Annotated in this window: 17 protein-coding genes; 8 read left to right on the top strand and 9 right to left on the bottom strand. The window is 73.5% G+C overall.

What is annotated here, in order from left to right; genetic code table 11:
* Positions 1-81: 81 nt before the first annotated feature.
* The gene (locus IE290_RS30640; protein WP_229874821.1) at positions 82-1686 is read right to left on the bottom strand and encodes an FAD-dependent monooxygenase; all 1605 of its coding nucleotides are present in this window, start codon (positions 1684-1686) and stop codon (positions 82-84) included.
* The gene (locus tag IE290_RS30635) at positions 1679-2479 is read right to left on the bottom strand and encodes an alpha/beta hydrolase (RefSeq protein WP_191248179.1); all 801 of its coding nucleotides are present in this window, start codon (positions 2477-2479) and stop codon (positions 1679-1681) included. The genes IE290_RS30640 and IE290_RS30635 overlap by 8 nt, the downstream gene beginning before the upstream one ends.
* A gap of 106 nt (positions 2480-2585) precedes the next feature.
* Between IE290_RS30635 and IE290_RS30630 the strand changes: the two genes are divergently transcribed.
* The gene (locus tag IE290_RS30630) at positions 2586-3353 is read left to right on the top strand and encodes an IclR family transcriptional regulator (protein ID WP_191248178.1); all 768 of its coding nucleotides are present in this window, start codon (positions 2586-2588) and stop codon (positions 3351-3353) included.
* Here the strand turns inward: IE290_RS30630 and mhpA are convergent.
* Both mhpA and IE290_RS30620 read right to left on the bottom strand, forming a co-directional pair.
* Complete coding sequence (gene mhpA, locus IE290_RS30625; protein ID WP_191248177.1) at positions 3287-4816, bottom strand: bifunctional 3-(3-hydroxy-phenyl)propionate/3-hydroxycinnamic acid hydroxylase MhpA; 1530 nt, start codon at positions 4814-4816, stop codon at positions 3287-3289. The two genes, IE290_RS30630 and mhpA, sit on opposite strands and share 67 nt — an antisense overlap.
* Positions 4817-4871: 55 nt before the next feature.
* Positions 4872-5738 (bottom strand): fumarylacetoacetate hydrolase family protein, encoded by an 867-nt coding sequence (locus tag IE290_RS30620; protein WP_191248176.1) that lies wholly within the window; start codon positions 5736-5738, stop codon positions 4872-4874.
* Positions 5739-5799: 61 nt separating this feature from the next.
* Here IE290_RS30620 and IE290_RS30615 point away from each other — a divergent pair, with 61 nt between their 5' ends.
* The 5 genes from IE290_RS30615 (at position 5800) to IE290_RS30595 (ending at position 10322) form a co-directional block, all read left to right on the top strand.
* The gene (locus IE290_RS30615) at positions 5800-6471 is read left to right on the top strand and encodes a FadR/GntR family transcriptional regulator (protein ID WP_191248175.1); all 672 of its coding nucleotides are present in this window, start codon (positions 5800-5802) and stop codon (positions 6469-6471) included.
* A 9-nt stretch (positions 6472-6480) separates the two neighbouring features.
* On the top strand, positions 6481-7719 hold the full coding sequence (locus IE290_RS30610) for a DUF3500 domain-containing protein (protein ID WP_229874820.1): 1239 nt from the start codon (positions 6481-6483) through the stop codon (positions 7717-7719).
* The gene (locus IE290_RS30605) at positions 7716-8087 is read left to right on the top strand and encodes a nuclear transport factor 2 family protein (RefSeq protein ID WP_229874819.1); all 372 of its coding nucleotides are present in this window, start codon (positions 7716-7718) and stop codon (positions 8085-8087) included. The genes IE290_RS30610 and IE290_RS30605 overlap by 4 nt, the downstream gene beginning before the upstream one ends.
* Position 8088: 1 nt before the next feature.
* The gene (locus IE290_RS30600) at positions 8089-8829 is read left to right on the top strand and encodes an IclR family transcriptional regulator (RefSeq protein ID WP_191248174.1); all 741 of its coding nucleotides are present in this window, start codon (positions 8089-8091) and stop codon (positions 8827-8829) included.
* A gap of 206 nt (positions 8830-9035) precedes the next feature.
* On the top strand, positions 9036-10322 hold the full coding sequence (locus IE290_RS30595; RefSeq protein ID WP_229874818.1) for an MFS transporter: 1287 nt from the start codon (positions 9036-9038) through the stop codon (positions 10320-10322).
* Here IE290_RS30595 and IE290_RS30590 read toward each other — a convergent pair.
* The 3 genes from IE290_RS30590 to IE290_RS30580 all read right to left on the bottom strand — a co-directional run bounded on the left by IE290_RS30590 (position 10306) and on the right by IE290_RS30580 (position 11509).
* Positions 10306-10599, bottom strand: a complete 294-nt coding sequence (locus IE290_RS30590) for a hypothetical protein (RefSeq protein ID WP_191248173.1) — start codon at positions 10597-10599, stop codon at positions 10306-10308. The genes IE290_RS30595 and IE290_RS30590 overlap by 17 nt on opposite strands.
* A gap of 205 nt (positions 10600-10804) precedes the next feature.
* Positions 10805-11221, bottom strand: coding sequence for a hypothetical protein (locus tag IE290_RS30585; protein ID WP_191248172.1), 417 nt, complete (start codon positions 11219-11221; stop codon positions 10805-10807).
* Positions 11222-11224: 3 nt separating this feature from the next.
* Positions 11225-11509, bottom strand: coding sequence for a helix-turn-helix domain-containing protein (locus IE290_RS30580; protein WP_191248259.1), 285 nt, complete (start codon positions 11507-11509; stop codon positions 11225-11227).
* A gap of 122 nt (positions 11510-11631) precedes the next feature.
* Between IE290_RS30580 and IE290_RS30575 the strand changes: the two genes are divergently transcribed.
* Entirely contained in the window at positions 11632-12063 is a 432-nt protein-coding gene (locus IE290_RS30575) for a DUF6292 family protein (RefSeq protein WP_191248171.1), read from the top strand.
* Between the two features lie 75 nt (positions 12064-12138).
* Positions 12139-13152, top strand: coding sequence for an LLM class flavin-dependent oxidoreductase (locus IE290_RS30570; RefSeq protein ID WP_191248170.1), 1014 nt, complete (start codon positions 12139-12141; stop codon positions 13150-13152).
* Here IE290_RS30570 and IE290_RS30565 read toward each other — a convergent pair.
* A complete protein-coding gene (locus tag IE290_RS30565) occupies positions 13142-14317 on the bottom strand; it encodes a zinc-dependent alcohol dehydrogenase (RefSeq protein WP_191248169.1) in 1176 nt (391 codons plus the stop codon). The genes IE290_RS30570 and IE290_RS30565 overlap by 11 nt on opposite strands.
* A gap of 12 nt (positions 14318-14329) precedes the next feature.
* Positions 14330-15172: an SRPBCC family protein gene (locus IE290_RS30560; protein WP_191248168.1), complete on the bottom strand. Its 843-nt coding sequence runs from the start codon at positions 15170-15172 to the stop codon at positions 14330-14332.
* Positions 15173-15199: the final 27 nt, after the last annotated feature.

The raw sequence follows: 15199 nt of genomic DNA, 5'->3' as shown, positions 1-15199 counted from the left end.
AGCCGCCCCCGAAGGCTGCGCGCGCGGCGGTGGGTTCGATGCTCAAGGTGCCTCCACACTGAGACGGGGAGCGGGGGAAGATCAGCGGCTGAGCACAGCGGCGTGCGCGCCGCGGGCGATGTCGAGGACCTCGGCGGTCGGGGTGGTGCCGCGCCAGGCTATGTGCTGGTCGGGGCGGATCAGTAGCAGCGGGGCGCCGTAGGAGTCCTTGCCGGGCAGCCCGGGCAGGTCCAGCACCGTCAGCGGCAGGCCACGGGCACGGGCCGACTCCACAAAGGACTCCACCGGCACCGGATCCAGACGCAGGAGGGTGAAGCCCGGTCCGAGGTGGTCGAACAGCGACGAACCGTCCGGCAGCCACCGGTGCGGCAGGCGCGTTCCCGGGCGCGCCGAGCCGTGGTAGGTCAGCGGTTCGTGCGCGGGCACCGGCGAGCCGTCGTCCACGACGATCGGCGAGCCGGCGTAGTGGTAGCCGAGCACCAGGCCGAGGCTGTGGAACTCGCCGCGTTTGGCGGACAGCGCCTCGGCGACGCGAGCCCGCCGCGCCGCGCCCGCCGGGGTCGCGGCGTCGATGTCGGGGTGCGCGAACGCCCGCGCCAGGTGGTTCTCCTGCGCCGCCGCGTCCGCGATCGTCTGCCGCGCCACCGGGCGCCGCTCCGGCTCGTAGCTGTCCAGCAGCGCCGGTCCGGCCCAGCCGCGCAGCACCGCGACCAGCTTCCACGCCAGGTTCACCGCGTCCCCGACGCACGTGTTGTACCCGTGCCCGCCCCACGGCGGGTTCAGGTGCGCCGCGTCGCCGACCAGGAACGTGCGCTCCCCGCGATACCGGTCCACCAGCAGCATCCGCGCCACCCAGGGATCGGTCGCCTGCACCTCGACCTCGACCTCCGCCCCGATGAGCCGCCGCACCAGAGCGGCCGGGTCGACGTCGCCGTCCCGAACGTCCACGCCCTGCGCGATCGCCCACCACGTGCCGTCGGTGTCCATCCGCCCGACGATCCCGCCGAGCTCGGCGCCGAGCACCCAGTAGTGGACCGCCCGTGCGCACACCGTCTCGTCGGTCAGGGCGGGCGCGCGGAAGGTGATGTTCAGGTTGGGCAGCTCACCGCTCCCGCCGGAGTACCGCGCGCCGATCACGTCCCGCGTGATGCCGCCGGCCCCGTCGCAGCCGATCAGGTAGTCGGCCGTCACCTCGCGGACCGCGCCGTCCGGCCCGGCGATCGACGCCCGGACCCCGGCGGCACCGTCCTCGGCGGACACCAGCCGCCAGCCGAAGCGGGTCCGCACCGACGGCAGTTCCGCGACCGCCTCGCGCAGCACCTGCTCCACGATCGGCTGCGGGATCTGCTGGCCGCACTCGGCGAACTCGTCCCGCCGCCCCGCGTGCATCGCGAACGCGTTGGGGAACCGGGTGATCTCGTGCCCGGTGAGGCTGGTGCAGAACACCACGTCCTGCGCGTGCGACACGGGCAGCGGCGCGGCCGCGCGGACCCGGTCGGCCAGTCCCCAGCGGCGCAGCAGCTCCATCGTGCGGGCGCTGGTCGTCTTGGCGCGCGGCCGGTCGCCGGTGACGGTCTCGCGGGGTTCGACCAGCAGGCACGGGATGTCCGCGCGGCCCAGCTCGATCGCGACGGCGAGCCCGCTGGGGCCGCCGCCCGCGATGAGAACCGGAAAGTGATCAGGCAACGTGTCCCCCAAAGCAGTGAGTACGGGCGAATTCGAGTGAGAGGTCGAAGGCGGTGGCGGCGAGATCGGCATTGCCGAGCCACATGTGGTCGGCGCCGTCGAACAGCCGAAGGTCCACTTCGGAGCCGGCCGCGGTGAGCGCCTCGGCCAGCCGCCGCGACTGGGCGCACGGGACGAACCGGTCGGATTTCCCGTGCAGAAGCAGGAAAGGCGGTGCTCCGGTGTGGACGTGCGTGACCGGGCTGGCGTCGGCCGGGGAGGCGTCGCGGAGCAGCAGTGCCTCGCGGGTCTCGATGGATCCCGGCGCGGGCTGGGCGACCAGTCCGGCCTCGGCCAGGTCCGCCTCCAGCGCGGTCAGGTCGGCGGGGCCGTACCAGTCGACGACCGCGACCACGCCCGGCTCTCGCAGCCCGGCCAGCGCGGCGAGGTGCCCGCCGGCTGACTCGCCCCACACGACGATCCGGTCGGTGTCCAGGTCCAGTTCGCCGGCGTGGTCGCGTAGCCAGGCGAAGGCGGCGGACACGTCGTCGAGCTGGGCGGGGAACGGCGCCTCGCCGGTGAGCCGGTAGTCCACGCTCGCCACGGCGAACCCGGCGTCGGCGAGCCGCTCGAACGGGCTGGGCGACCAGTCCGCGAACATCGGGCCGAAGCTCTCCCGGCTGCCGACGCGCCAGCCGCCGCCGTGCACGAACACCACGAGGGGCGCCGGCCCCGGTGTCTGCCCGCGGTGGAGGTCCAGCAGCAGCGGCCGGAACCCCGGGACCGCGGCGTACTCGAGTGTGCGGCGGGTCATGATCACCTCGTTCGGATCGGCGGTGGTCCGGTGCGCCCCAGTATCGGGCGGTCGGTTCCGGCGGGACAGCGCGCGTTCCATTGGTTGGGTCTGTCAGACTCGACGGATGGATGGCGAACCCCCGGTCGCGCGACGTGGCAAGCGGCCGAAGAGCGGCGCGCCGGTGGTGGACCGGGCGCTGTCGCTGCTGGCCGCGTTCGACGAGGAGCACCGCGCGCTGGGCCTGGCGGACCTGAGCCGCCGGGCGGGCGTGCCGCGCAGCACCGCGGTGCGGCTGGCGGCGCGGTTGCGGGAGTGGGGCGCGCTGGAACGGGACGAGCGCGGCCGGTACGTGGTGGGCCTGCGGCTGTTCGAGATCGCGTCGCTGGCGCCGCGCAGTCACGGGTTGCGGGAGGTCGCGCTGCCCTACCTGGAGGACCTGCACGAGGTGACGCGGCAGCACGTGCTGCTCGCGGTGCGGGACGGCGCCGAGGCGCTGCTGGTGGAGCGGCTGTCGACGCGTGGCGCGGTGGAGATCGCGTACCGGGTTGGCGGGCGGCTTCCCTTGCACGACACGGGGGTCGGGATCGTGCTGCTGTCGGGCGCGCCGCCGGAGCTTCTGGAGGAGCGGTTCGCGGAGCTGTCCGCCGCGGAGGGCGTCAAGTTGCGCCGTCGCCTGGCCGACACGCGGCGCCAGGGCATGGCGATCTTCGACCGCCGCAAGCCGGCGCCGGTGTCGTCGGTGGCCGCGCCGATCCACGACCACACGGGCACGCTCGTCGCGGCGGTGTCGGTGGTGGTGCCGGCCGGGGCGGCGCGGCCGCGGGCCTACGAGCAGGTCGTGCGCGCGACGGCGCTGGCGATCTCGCGGGGCATGGGCCTGCGGCGACCCTGAACCGCCGCGACGAACTCCGCGGCGAGCCACTCCGGTTCGCCGGTGCCGAAGACGTGGAAGTCCGGCCGGATCAGCACCGCAGGAGCGTCCAGTTCGGACAGCCAGCGGGTGTAGGTGCCGTCCACATCGGTCACCTCGCTCAACGCGACCACCGGGATGTCCAGCTCCGCCAAGCCGTCCACCACACACGGTTCACGGGTGATCAGCGCTCCCGGGCCGCCGAAGACGTCGTCGAACAGGCCGGATCTGCCACCCACCGACACGCGGCCCTGCAGCGCCAGGCCGCCGCCCGCGGGGCCGGTGTGCACGCCCGGCCCCAGCCCCGGCCGCGGGGGCGCCGGGGGCTTGCCGCCCGCCGCGCGGGACGCGATCATCCGGCGGTCCCGTTCCGCGGCCTCCGCCGGGTCGGCGATGCAGATGACCTTCCCCAGCTCCACCGAGAACCGCACGAACGCCCGTGCGTGGTGCAGACGCTCACTGCCGTAGGTGTCCAGCAGCTCCGCCCCCGCCAGGCCGCGCAGCACCAGGTCCAGCTTCCACCCGAGGTTCATCACGTCCCGCACCCCCGCGCCGAGCCCCTGCCCGGCGAACGGCGGCATCAGGTGCGCCGCGTCCCCGGCCAGCAGCACCCGGCCGGCCCGCCACCGCCGCGCCCAGCCGGCCTGGAAGGTGTAGGTCGAGTGCCGGTCCAGCTCGGCGTTCTCGGGCGTGATCCCGTGCGGCGCGAGCAGTTCCCACGCCTTCTCCACGCAGTTCAGGTCCTGTTTGGACTCGTGCGGCAGCCGCATGAATTCCCACCGCCGCCGCCCGGGCCCGCCCGGCACCATCGTCGAGGGCCGCCGCACGTCGCAGGACTGCGTGGCGATGTGCGGGAAACGCAGCTCCGGCCGGGGTTTGACGTCGACCACCAGCCAGTCGTGGAAGTACCCCTCGTCGTGCCAGCCGATCCCGGCCCACCCGCGGACGCGGCTGTTCGCCCCGTCCGCGCCGACCACCCAGGACGCCGACACCACGAGCCGCTCGCTCCCCCGGCACGCCGAAACCACCCCGGTGGCCGCGTCCACGCCGGTCGCCTCCCAGCCGCGCAGCACGCGCACCGACGGCAGGCCGCGGATGATCGAGTCCAGCCGGGCCTCCAGCGCGGGCTGGCTGAAGAAGTACGTGTTGTACCAGCCGGATTCGCCGCGCCCGCTCCAGTCGACCTCGACCAGCGTCTCGCCGTCGCCGTTGCGCCACACGTACAGGTCGTCGTAGGGCTCGGTGATGTCCGGGATCGCCGACGGCGGCAGCCCCACCGACTGCAGGATCCGCGCGAAGTCCGAGCAGTGCGTCACCGCGCGGGGCAGCGGGTAGTCGGCCTCGTTGCGGTCGAGGACGACCACCCGGTGCCCGCGCCGGCCCAGCTGGATCGCCAGCAGCTTGCCCACCGGCCCGTAGCCGATGACTGCGACGTCGAAGTCCACGTCGACCTCCCGGTCTCTTCTGACCTGACCGGGCGAAGATAGGTGCGGGACCGGGTCAAGCGGCCCCTTCGCGTCCCGGTTCCCGGGACAGCAGCCGCTGCTTGCCGTCCACGATCGTGTTGCGCAGGACGCCCAGCCGGTCGACCTCGACCTCGACCACGTCACCCGGCTGGAGCAGCCATCGCGGCGTGCGCGCGTAGCCGACGCCCGACGGCGTGCCGGTGGCGAGCAGGTCGCCGGGCCGGACGGTGAACGTCCGTGAGATGTGCGCCAGGGTCTCACCGACGGTGTAGACCATCTCGGTGGTGTTGCCGTCCTGCACGGTCTCGCCGTTGACCCGCGTGCGCACCCGCAGCCCGTCGCGCAGGTCGCCGACCTCCGCGGCCGGCACCATCGGGCCGAGTGGCCCGGAGGAGTCGGCGTTCTTGCCGAGGATCCACTGCGAGGTCAGCTTCTGCGCGCGCCGCGCGGTGACGTCGTTGAACGCCGAGTACCCGACCACCGCGGCGAGCGCCTCCTCCGGCGAGGCGTCGACCAGCGGCCGGCCGACCCACGCGACGATCTCCCCCTCCCAGTCCAGCCCGTCCTCGTCCGCCGGGACCGGGATCTCCGCGCCGTCCACGGTCAGCGACTGGGTCCAGCGCGCGAACAGCGTCGGGTACTCGGGCAGCTCGGCGTCGCGGTAGGAGCCCTCGGCGACGTGCTCGAGATAGTTCAGCCCGATGCAGATCACCCGCGCCCCAGGCAGCACCGGCGGCACGAACCGCGCGTCCGTCAGCGTCTCGCCGGACGGCGGGCGCGCCAGGAAGCCCTCCGGGTCGGACCAGAACTCCTCGAGCCCGGCGATCACGGTCACCGACCCGTCCTCGGCCAGGCTCGCGACCTCGACACCGGCGCCGCGCGCCACTCCCACGATCCGCATCGTTGCTCCTTCGGTCCAGAAAACTTCCTAAAGGTTAGAACCTTTATGGTTGAATAGCACTATGACGAACCTGACGGGACTCGGGCGCACCCGCGCCGAGCAGCTCGCCGCCCTGCTCGAGGAGCGGATCCGCGGGCTCGCGCCGGGCGACCCGGTGGGCACGATCGAGGAGATCCGCCGGGAGTCGGGGCTGGCGCGGGCCACCGTCAGCGAGGCCATCCGGCTCCTGCGCGACCGCGGGGTGCTGGCGATCCGGCCGGGCCGCGGCGGCGGGTTGTTCGTCGCCGACCAGGGCCCGGTGGTGCGGATGCGGCACACGCTGCTCGGCGTCCGCGAGGACCCCTCGTCCGTGGCCGACGCCGTCGAGCTGCGCAACCACCTCGAGGAGCTGATCGACGTCGGCGCGGCCCGCTGCCGCACGCCGGACGACATCCCCCGCCCGCGCGCCCGCCTCGACGCGATGGCCGCGGCGCCCACGTGGGAGGAGTTCGTCCGCGCGAACTGGGCGCTGCACGAGGAGATCGCCGCGCTGTGCCCCAACGCCATGGCCCGCGCGGTCTACCTGGGCACGCTCGGGCACCTGTCCAGCACCGCACCGCACCTGGGCGACACCGACGCCGAGGCCTACCGGGCGCGGCGGCTGCAGGTCCACGTCGACCTGGTCGACGCCATCGCTTCCGGTGACGAGGCGGCCGTCCGCGCCGCCGTCGCCCGGCACAACACCACAGACTGAGGAGGCACCGTGGCCGAGTTCCGCCGTTACCTGTTCCCGCCGGGCTCCCCGCGCATCACCGGCATCAAGGGGATGGACGCCTACGCCTACCGCGAGGCCGCGAAGGAGGACCCCTTCACCGGCGGCCTGATCCGCGGCTGGAAACCGTTGCAGCTGCAGGAGTTCCGCGGCGTCACCGAGGACGGCACGCTGCGCCCGGACGTCCACCCGTTCGAACCCGCCCGGCCCGGTGAGGAGGCGCCGGTGGAGGCGATGATCGCCGCCGCCCGGGCGCTGGAGGCGGCGCTGGACGAGGAGAGCCGCGGCCGGCTGCGGTACGCGGTGGACGCGGTCGAGTGGCAGACCTGGGCCAACCCGGAGTTCATGCAGTTCGACACCGGGATCCGGCTGGAGTTCCAGCCGCCGGATGTGCAGCGCGCCGCCCTGGAGCTGGTGCGGGCGTCGCTGAGCCCGGAGGGGTTCCGGCTGGTGCACGACATGATGCGCATCAACGGCTTCCTCGGCGAGGTCGTGGGGCTGGAGAGCATCCTCAACGAGTTCAGCTACAACGTCGCGCTCTACGGCGAGCCGGACCCGGTGGAGCCGTGGGGCTGGCAGCTGTTCGGGCACCACTGCGCGGTCAACTGCCTGGTGGTGGCGGGACGCATGGTGGTCAGCCCGGTGTTCCTCGGCGCCGAGCCGAACGAGATCGACGAGGGCCCGCACGTCGGCACCACCGCCTACACCGACCGCATCCGGCTCGGCACCGACCTGATGGCCGCGCTCCCCGCCGACCAGCGCCGTGCCGCGGTGGTGTACGAGCGGATGGTGGACCCGGCGATGCCGCCCGGCCGCGTGCACCCCGGCGACGAGCGGCACCTGGCGGGCGCGTTCCAGGACAACCGGGTGATCCCGGTCGAGGGCGTCCGGGTCGCGGAGATGCCGGCCGCGGCGCGGGAGATCGTGCTGGCGATCGTGGAGTCGTTCGTGTCGCTGCTGCCCACGGGGCCGCGGGCGGCGCGGATGCGGGAGGTGCGGTCGTTCCTGGACGAGACGTGGTTTTCCTGGATCGGCGGGCACGAGCCGGGGGACGTGTTCTACTACCGCGTGCAGTCACCGGTGGTGATCGCCGAGCTGGACCACCACTGCGGGGTCTTCCTCGACTACGACACGCCGAAGCCGTTCCACATCCACACCGTGCTGCGCACGCCGCACGGCAACGACTACGGGCGCGCGTACGTGCGGGCCTGGCAGGACCGGCAGGCGTGAGCGCGACCGCCCGGCACCACGTCGCCAACGTGCTGCACACCTACGTGGAGATCGCCGACCGCAAGGACGTCGACGCGGTGGTGGAGCTGTTGGGCGCGGCGCGGGTGGTGTTCCCGGGCGCCGGTTCTGGTGGCGCGCGGGAGTTGTTCGGTCGCTTGTGGACGGATCCTGCGCCGCACCGGCACGACGTGAGCAATCTGATCGTGGAACCCGCGGGTGACGGGCTGTGGTCGGCGCGTGCGCACTACACCCGGTGGGTGTTGCGGCCGTATCCCGAGCTGCACACGTTGGGTGAGTACGCACTGGTCGTGGCCGAGGACGGGTGGCGGGTCCGTGCGCTGACCGTGACCCGGACCTGGACCCGGTGAGATGGCCGACCTCGCCCGCGTGACGCTGGTGCTGGACACCCTGGCGGAGAGCCGGGGCGGGCTGACCGTCACCGAGCTGGCGGTGCGCACCGGGCTCCCCCGCTCCACCGTGCACCGTGTGCTGCGGAGCCTGGAGCGCGAGCTGTACGTGGTGCGGGCGCAGGAGCCGGACCGGCCCGGGTACGTGCTCGGGCCGGCGCTGCTGAAGTTCGGGATGAACAGCCACCTGCGGCTGCTGGCCGCCACCCGGCCCGATCTGGTGGCGCTCGCGCGGGAGGTGCGGGAGCGGGTCGAGCTGGCCGTCTTCAGCGGGCGGGAGGTCGTGGTGGTGGACCAGATCGCCGCCCCGGCCCGGCTGCGCGGGGTGACGCAGGTGGGCAAGAGCTTCTCGCTGCACGCCAGCTGCATCGGCAAGGTGCTGCTGGCGCAGCTGCCGGACGCGCGGGTGGCGGAGCTGCTGCCGGAGCGCCTGGACCGGTTCACCCCGGCGACGGTGACCGAGCGGGCCGCGTTGCTGGCGGAGCTGGCGCGGGTGCGCCGGGCCGGGGTGGCGGTGGACCGGGAGGAGCACGACAGCGGGATCTCCGCGGTGGCGACGGCGCGGCTCGGCGCGGGCGGCATGTGGCAGGCGGTCGCCGTGGTGATGCCGAGCCAGGACTTCGCGGCCAAGTTCGAAACCGCGGTGCGCGGCCTGCGGCGCGTCAACCCGGAGATCGACGTGGTGGCCGCGCTGGAACGGTGAGTTGCGTCGTTGGGGCGCCGTTGCCCCACGCCACATGGGTTTCTCCCGCACTGGAGATCAAGGACAGAAGGGCGACCGGTCGTCTCGGACACGACCGGTGGAACCGCCGGCACCGGAGCTGTCCCGGGAACCGGGACGAACCCGTTCTGCCGCGGCCCCCGCCACCGCACCCTGGGACGGCCACCACTCCCGCCCGGAGGACACCGATGAAGCTGGCCAACCCGCCCCGCACCGGGGCGTCCGCGGCACACCGGCGCGTCGTCGTCGCCGTCTGCATGATCGTCACCGTCATCGAGGGCTACAACCTCATCGTCTACGGCTCGGTCGTGCCGTTGCTGCTCGCCGACCCGGCCCTCGGCATCACCGGCGGCCAGACCGGCCTCATCGGCGGGGTCGTCTACCTCGGCGCGGTGCTCGGCGCCCTCCTGGCCCCGGCGCTGGCCGAGCGCACCACCGCGAAAACCACCCTGGCCACCGGCATCGTGGTCTTCGGGCTCGGCTCACTGGCCTTCGCCGTCGCCACGGGCGGCACGATGCTCGCGTTCGCCCGGCTGCTCAACGGCCTCGGCGTCGGCGCCGCGCTGACCACCGCGATGACGATCGCCCGCGACCAGGCCCCCGCGCGACGGGCCTCGCTGGTCGTGACCATCACCATGGCCGGCATCCCGCTCGGCGGGGTGGTCGCCGCGCTGCTCGCGATCCCGGTGCTGCCCGCGTTCGGCTGGCGGGCGCTGTTCTTCACCGGCGCCGGGCTGAGCGTGCTGATCTTCGCCGTCCTGGCGCCGATCCACGTTCCGGCCGACCCCGCGCGGGCCGCGGCCGGCCAGGCGTGGACCGGGCGGCGCAAGCTCGCGGCCCTGGTCGCGGGGCGGCGCAAGTGGATCCTGCTGGCCGTCGCGGGCGCCGTCATCGCGAACATGGTCGCCTGGCAGGGGCTCAACGTGTGGGCCGCGCAGGCGATGATCGACCTCGGGTTCTCGCTCAGCAGCGCGCTTCTGTTCACCTTCGCGCTCACCGGCGCGGCGGTGCTCGGGTCGTTCGTCACCGCGTGGGCCGCCGACCGGCACGGCAGCGCGCGGATCGCCGTGGCCACCGGTACCTGCACGATCGCGGGCCTGGCCGGGATGCTCGTCCTGCCGACCGGGCCGGTGACCGCCGCGGTGTGCATCGCGCTGATGGGCATCGGCGGCCACTCGACGATGAACCTGGTGCACACCACGGCGTCGTCGGTGTTCCCGGCGCCCGCCCGCGCCGCCGCGCTCGGCTGGTCGAACGGGACGTCGTTCATCGGCGCGTTCTTCGGTCCGACGCTGGGCGGCGTGGCGATCGGGGCGGGCGGTGCGCACGCCGTGTTCGGGACGTTCGCCGTCGCCGCCGGGGTGTGCCTGGTGGCGGTGTCCGCGCTGGCCGGCTTGGCCCGCGCCCGGCGGTGTGACGGGCCCGCTCTGAACGTCCACCCGCCGGTGGCGGAGGCGCTCAGGGACGCGGGTTGACGCGCGTCCAGCGGCGGGCCCCGGAGCGTCCACCCGCGGCGGCCACGCAGCGGCGGCACGGGGCGATCCGGTGGGCCGAGGTGTCGGCGAGCCAGAGCGTGTCGATCCACAGCACGTGGGGGAAGCGGCCCAGGCGGGCGCGGTGCAGCGGGAGGCCGCAGAGGGTCTGGTTGGTGCCGGGCAGCCAGGCGTGGGCGTCGCCGGCGGGCTGGCGGACGTTGTCGTCGTCGGTCCAGGTGCTCGAGGCCGCGGTAGCGGGCGGTGGTTTCCTCGCCATGGGCGAGTGCTACCCGCGCGGAGGCGGGTGAACCACGGCCCGCCGGGCCGGGCGCCGGCGCAGCGGGCACCACCGAGCAGCGGCCCCCTGCCGGGCGGGGCCGCTGAGCACCGCCCGCCGGGCAGCAGGCATCGCCCGGCGGGTACGTGGGATCACGGCGGCGATCCGGAACGCCGAGTGCGCCGCGGTGGTCCGGGTGAACGACTCAGCGGACGCCGACCACGTCCGGTACGGCCTGCTCCGCCTGGGGCTCCGCCGCCGGGGGCACCTCCGCGTCGAACCGGCTGAACTCGAACCGCACGTCGCTGCGGTCGGGGCCGCACGGGGTCGCCGTGATGACGCCCGCCGTGTCGACCGCGGCCAGCTGGGCCAGCAGCCGCGCCAGGCGGTCCGGCGCGCCCGCCACCTCCTGGTCGGTCTGCACCAGCGTGCGGTGCAGGTTCGTCAGCCCCCAGCCGTCGGCGCTCCCGCTGCCCGTCGGCACGGGCAGGGCCACCGTCAGCAGCCAGCGCCCGGGTTTGCCCGTCACGGAGGGCGTGCGGTGGTTGGAGATCCCGATGATCTGATCGGCCCGGACCAGCCCGTCGCCCAGCGTGCGGATCCAGACGTTCTCCAGCGCCATCCCTCAAACCTCCTGTTCGGTCTCGCTCTGCTCGCCCAGCCGGCGCCGCAGCTCCGCGTTCTCGGCGCGCGTGGCGGCCAGCTGGTCCTCCAGCCGGACGATCCGCTCCGCCGCCGCGAGGGTCATCCCGTCGTCGAACAGCTCGCGGACCCGCGCGGCCAGCCGCAGCTGACGGCGCGAGTAGCGGCGGTGGCCGCCCGACGAGCGGTGAGCCTGGACGACCTCGGCGGCGTCGAGGCTGCGCAGGAACGCCGGCTGCACGTCCAGCGCGTCCGCCGCCTGACCCATCGTCCAGGCGGGGTAGTCCTCGTCATCCAGCTTGTCTACAGCCACTTGGCGAGTCTATCTGCTTTCGCTGCTTGACTCAATCTACAGTCCTCACTATAGATATTCGCGGGAGGTGAGGGCAGGTGTTCCCGAACCCGGGTCTCGACCCGCAGAGCAGAACGGCGCGGGGCCTGCGCCGGTACATCGGATTGATCGAGGAGATGCTCGGCTTGAGCGGGCAGGGCTCCTGCGTGCAACTGGAGGCGCCGCTGAGCGCCTACATCGCGATCGACGGGCACGTACCCGCGTTCCCCGACCGCGACGTGGCGCTGCTGTGGGACGAACGCTACGGCTGGGCCGTGGCGGTGGAAGCCCGCTGCGGCGAGGACCTGCTGGTCCTCGGTTACCTGGGCGGCCAGGTGGTCCCCGCGCCCCGCGTGGTGGCCGCGTTCGTGCGGCGCGCGCTGGGCGGTGAGCTGCCCGGCAGCCCCGAACCGGAGGTCCTGGAAGCGCCCGGCCTGCACGACGAGCTGGCCGCCTACGCCCCGGTGCCCGAGCTGCTGGCCGCGAGCTAGCGCCCACCCCTTGGGAACGGCACATCCTCCCGGGTCGTCCTGTCAGAATCGTGATCACGGACCCCGGGAGGACGTGTGTCACGACCGTTGCGGAAGCTGGGCTTCCTCACCATCGGCCTGTTCGACGAAGCCGATCCGCGCGCCGGCCACGAGAACACCCTCGGCATCATCGAGCTGGGTGAGCAGCTCGGGTTCGACAGCGCCTGGGTGCGGCACCGGCACCTGCAGTTCGGCATCTCCTCGCCGGTCGCGCTCCTCGCGGCCGCCTCGCAGCGCACGCGCCGCATCGAGCTGGGCACCGCGGTCATCCCGCTGGGCTGGGAGAACCCGCTCCGCCTCGCCGAGGACCTCGCCACCGTCGACATCCTCTCCGGCGGCCGCCTCAACCCCGGCCTGTCCGTCGGCCCGCCGATGCACTGGGAGCACGTCAAGGACGCCCTCTACCCGGACACCGCGGACGCCGAGGACTTCAGCCACCAGCGCGTCCGCCGCCTGCTCGACGCGATCCGCGGCGAGCCGGTCAGCACGTTCCGCGGCACCGAGGGTTTCGAGGTCTACTCCGACCGCGTCCAGCCGCACTCCCCCGGCCTGGGCCGCCGCCTCTGGTACGGCGGCGGCAGCCTCGGCTCGGCGCGCTGGGCCGGCGAGAACGGGATGAACTTCCTGACCAGCAGCGTCGTCAAGGCCGAGGAGTCGGAGGACTTCGCCGAGATCCAGCTCGCCCTCATCCGCGCGTTCCGCGCCCACCACCCCGACGGCGACCGGGCGCGGGTGTCGCAGGGCCTGGTGGTCATCCCGACCGACTCGGCCACCGCCGAACAGCGCGCGAAGTACGCCGCCTACGCGGCGAAACGCACGCCCCGCACCGCCACGCCGCAAGGCCCGGCGCGGTTGATGTTCGCGCCCGACCTGGTCGGCACTTCGGCCGAGATCGCCGAGCGGCTGCACGCGCACGCCGCCTACCGGGAGGTCGACGAGGTCGCCTTCGCGTTGCCGTTCACCTTCGAGCACGCCGACTACGTGCAGATCCTGACCGACATCGCGACCAAGCTCGGCCCCGAGCTGGGCTGGTCGCCCGCTATGGGGTGAGCACCACCTTTTCGCAGCCGTCCTTCTTGTCCCGGAACATCCGGTAGGCCTTGGGCGCGTCGCCGAGCTTCATGCGGTGCGTGATGACGAAGGACGGGTCGATCTCGCCCGCCGTGATGCGGTTCATCAGCGGCCGCAGGTACCGGTGCACGTGGCACTGCCCGGTGCGCATGCGCAGCGACTTGTTCATGAACGCGCCCATCGGGAACTTGTCGACGAACCCGCCGTAGACCCCGATGACGGACACGACCCCGCCGTTCGCGCAGGCCATGATCGCCTCGCGCAGGGCGTGCGGGCGGTCCGTCTCGGCCTTGACGCTCTGCTTGGCCCGGTCGTACACGCGCAGCGGGCCGACGTCGATGTGCGACTCCATGCCGACCGAGTCGATGCAGGCGTCCGGCCCGCGCCCGGCGGTGATCTCGTCCAGCGCGTCGAGCACGGGCGTCTCGGCGTAGTCGATCACGTCGGTGGCGCCGGCCCGCTCCCGCGCCATGTCCAGCCGGTAGCCGAACCGGTCGATCGCGACGACCCGTTCCGCGCCCAGCATCCGGGCACTGGCGATGGCGAACTGGCCGACCGGACCGGCGCCCCACACCGCGACCACGTCACCGGGGCTGAGGTCGCACATCTCCGCGCCCATGTAGCCGGTCGGCAGGATGTCGGACAGGAACAGCACCTGCTCGTCCGGGATGCCGTCGGGGATCTTGAGCGGGCCGAAGTCGGCGAAGGGCACCCGCACGTACTCGGCCTGCCCGCCCGCGAAACCGCCCAGCATGTGGGAGTACCCGAAGATCCCGCACGGCGAGTGGCCCATCAGCTTCTCGGCGATCGCCGCGTTCGGGTTGGAGTTCTCGCACAGCGACGTCAGCCCGCGCTCGCACGCCCGGCAGTGTCCGCAGGCGATCGGGAACGGCACGACGACCCGGTCGCCGGGCTTGAGCTTCGTGACGTGCGGTCCCACCTCGACGACCTCGCCCATGAACTCGTGGCCGAGGATGTCGCCCTTGCGCACGGTCGGGATGAACCCGTCGTAGAGGTGCAGGTCGGAGCCGCAGATCGCGGTCGAGGTGACCCGCACGATCGCGTCGCCGGAGTTGCGGATCTCCGGGTCCGGCACGTCCCGGACCTCGAGGTGGGTCCGGCCCATCCAGGTGTTGGCTCGCATTGTTCACTCCGATCAGACGGACCGGACGACCTCGCCGATCTCCAGCGTCTGCTTGAGGCGGCGCAGGTCGTCGCGGATCTGCTGGTTCGGCTCCGCACCGAAGAGTTTCGCCACGGCGGCGCCGAGCTTGCCCGCGGGCGGGTCGAACGACAGGTGCACGCGGATCTCGGTGCCGCGCCCGCCGGGTGCCGGGCGGAACTCGACGCGACCGGAGTTGCGCACCGCCGCCTCGCCCACGGACCGCCATTCGAGGTGCTCGCAGGCCTCCTCGCTGGTGATCTCGGCGTCCCATTCGACGTCCACACCGGCGGGGCCGCGGGCGCGCCAGCGGGTGCGGCCCTCGCCCAGTGGCCGCACGGATTCCAGGTGGCTCAGGACGCGCGGCAGGTTCTCCAATTCGCGCCAGGCCGCGTACACCTCGGCGACCGGCCGGTTCACCGTGATGCGCCCGGTGGCCTCGACCGGGGCGCGGTCGCCGTCGCGGGAAGTCATCACCGCGGCGACGACGTCGGCGACCGCCACCCCGGCCACGGCGGCGGTCGCCACGGTCGCGCGCCGCCGGGCGCCGGTGTCGCGGGCGCGGTCGCGCAGCGCGGCGAGCATGCCCAGGTCGAGCGCGTCACCGGCGACCCTGGTCCACAGCCAGGCGGCCGGTTTGCGCCGCGACTCCAGCCCCACGCCCGCGGTCAGCTCACGCGCGCCACCGGCCCAGCGTTGCAGCGCGCGGGTGCGCGGGTCGTCGCGGGCGCCGATCAGCCGGTTGAGCGCGCCGGGCGCGGCCAGCTGCACGGTCCCGAGGCTGATGCTGAAGACGCCGAGGCCGTCGGCCAGTCTGCGGGAAAGCTGTCGTTTCATCTCGGGTTCCCTTCGGCACGAGTGGGC

Source organism: Amycolatopsis deserti (assembly GCF_014653945.1).
GTDB lineage: Bacteria > Actinomycetota > Actinomycetes > Mycobacteriales > Pseudonocardiaceae > Amycolatopsis_E > Amycolatopsis_E deserti.
The sequence above is the reverse complement of the archived record's forward strand: the minus strand, read 5'-3'. Positions and strand labels throughout refer to the sequence as shown.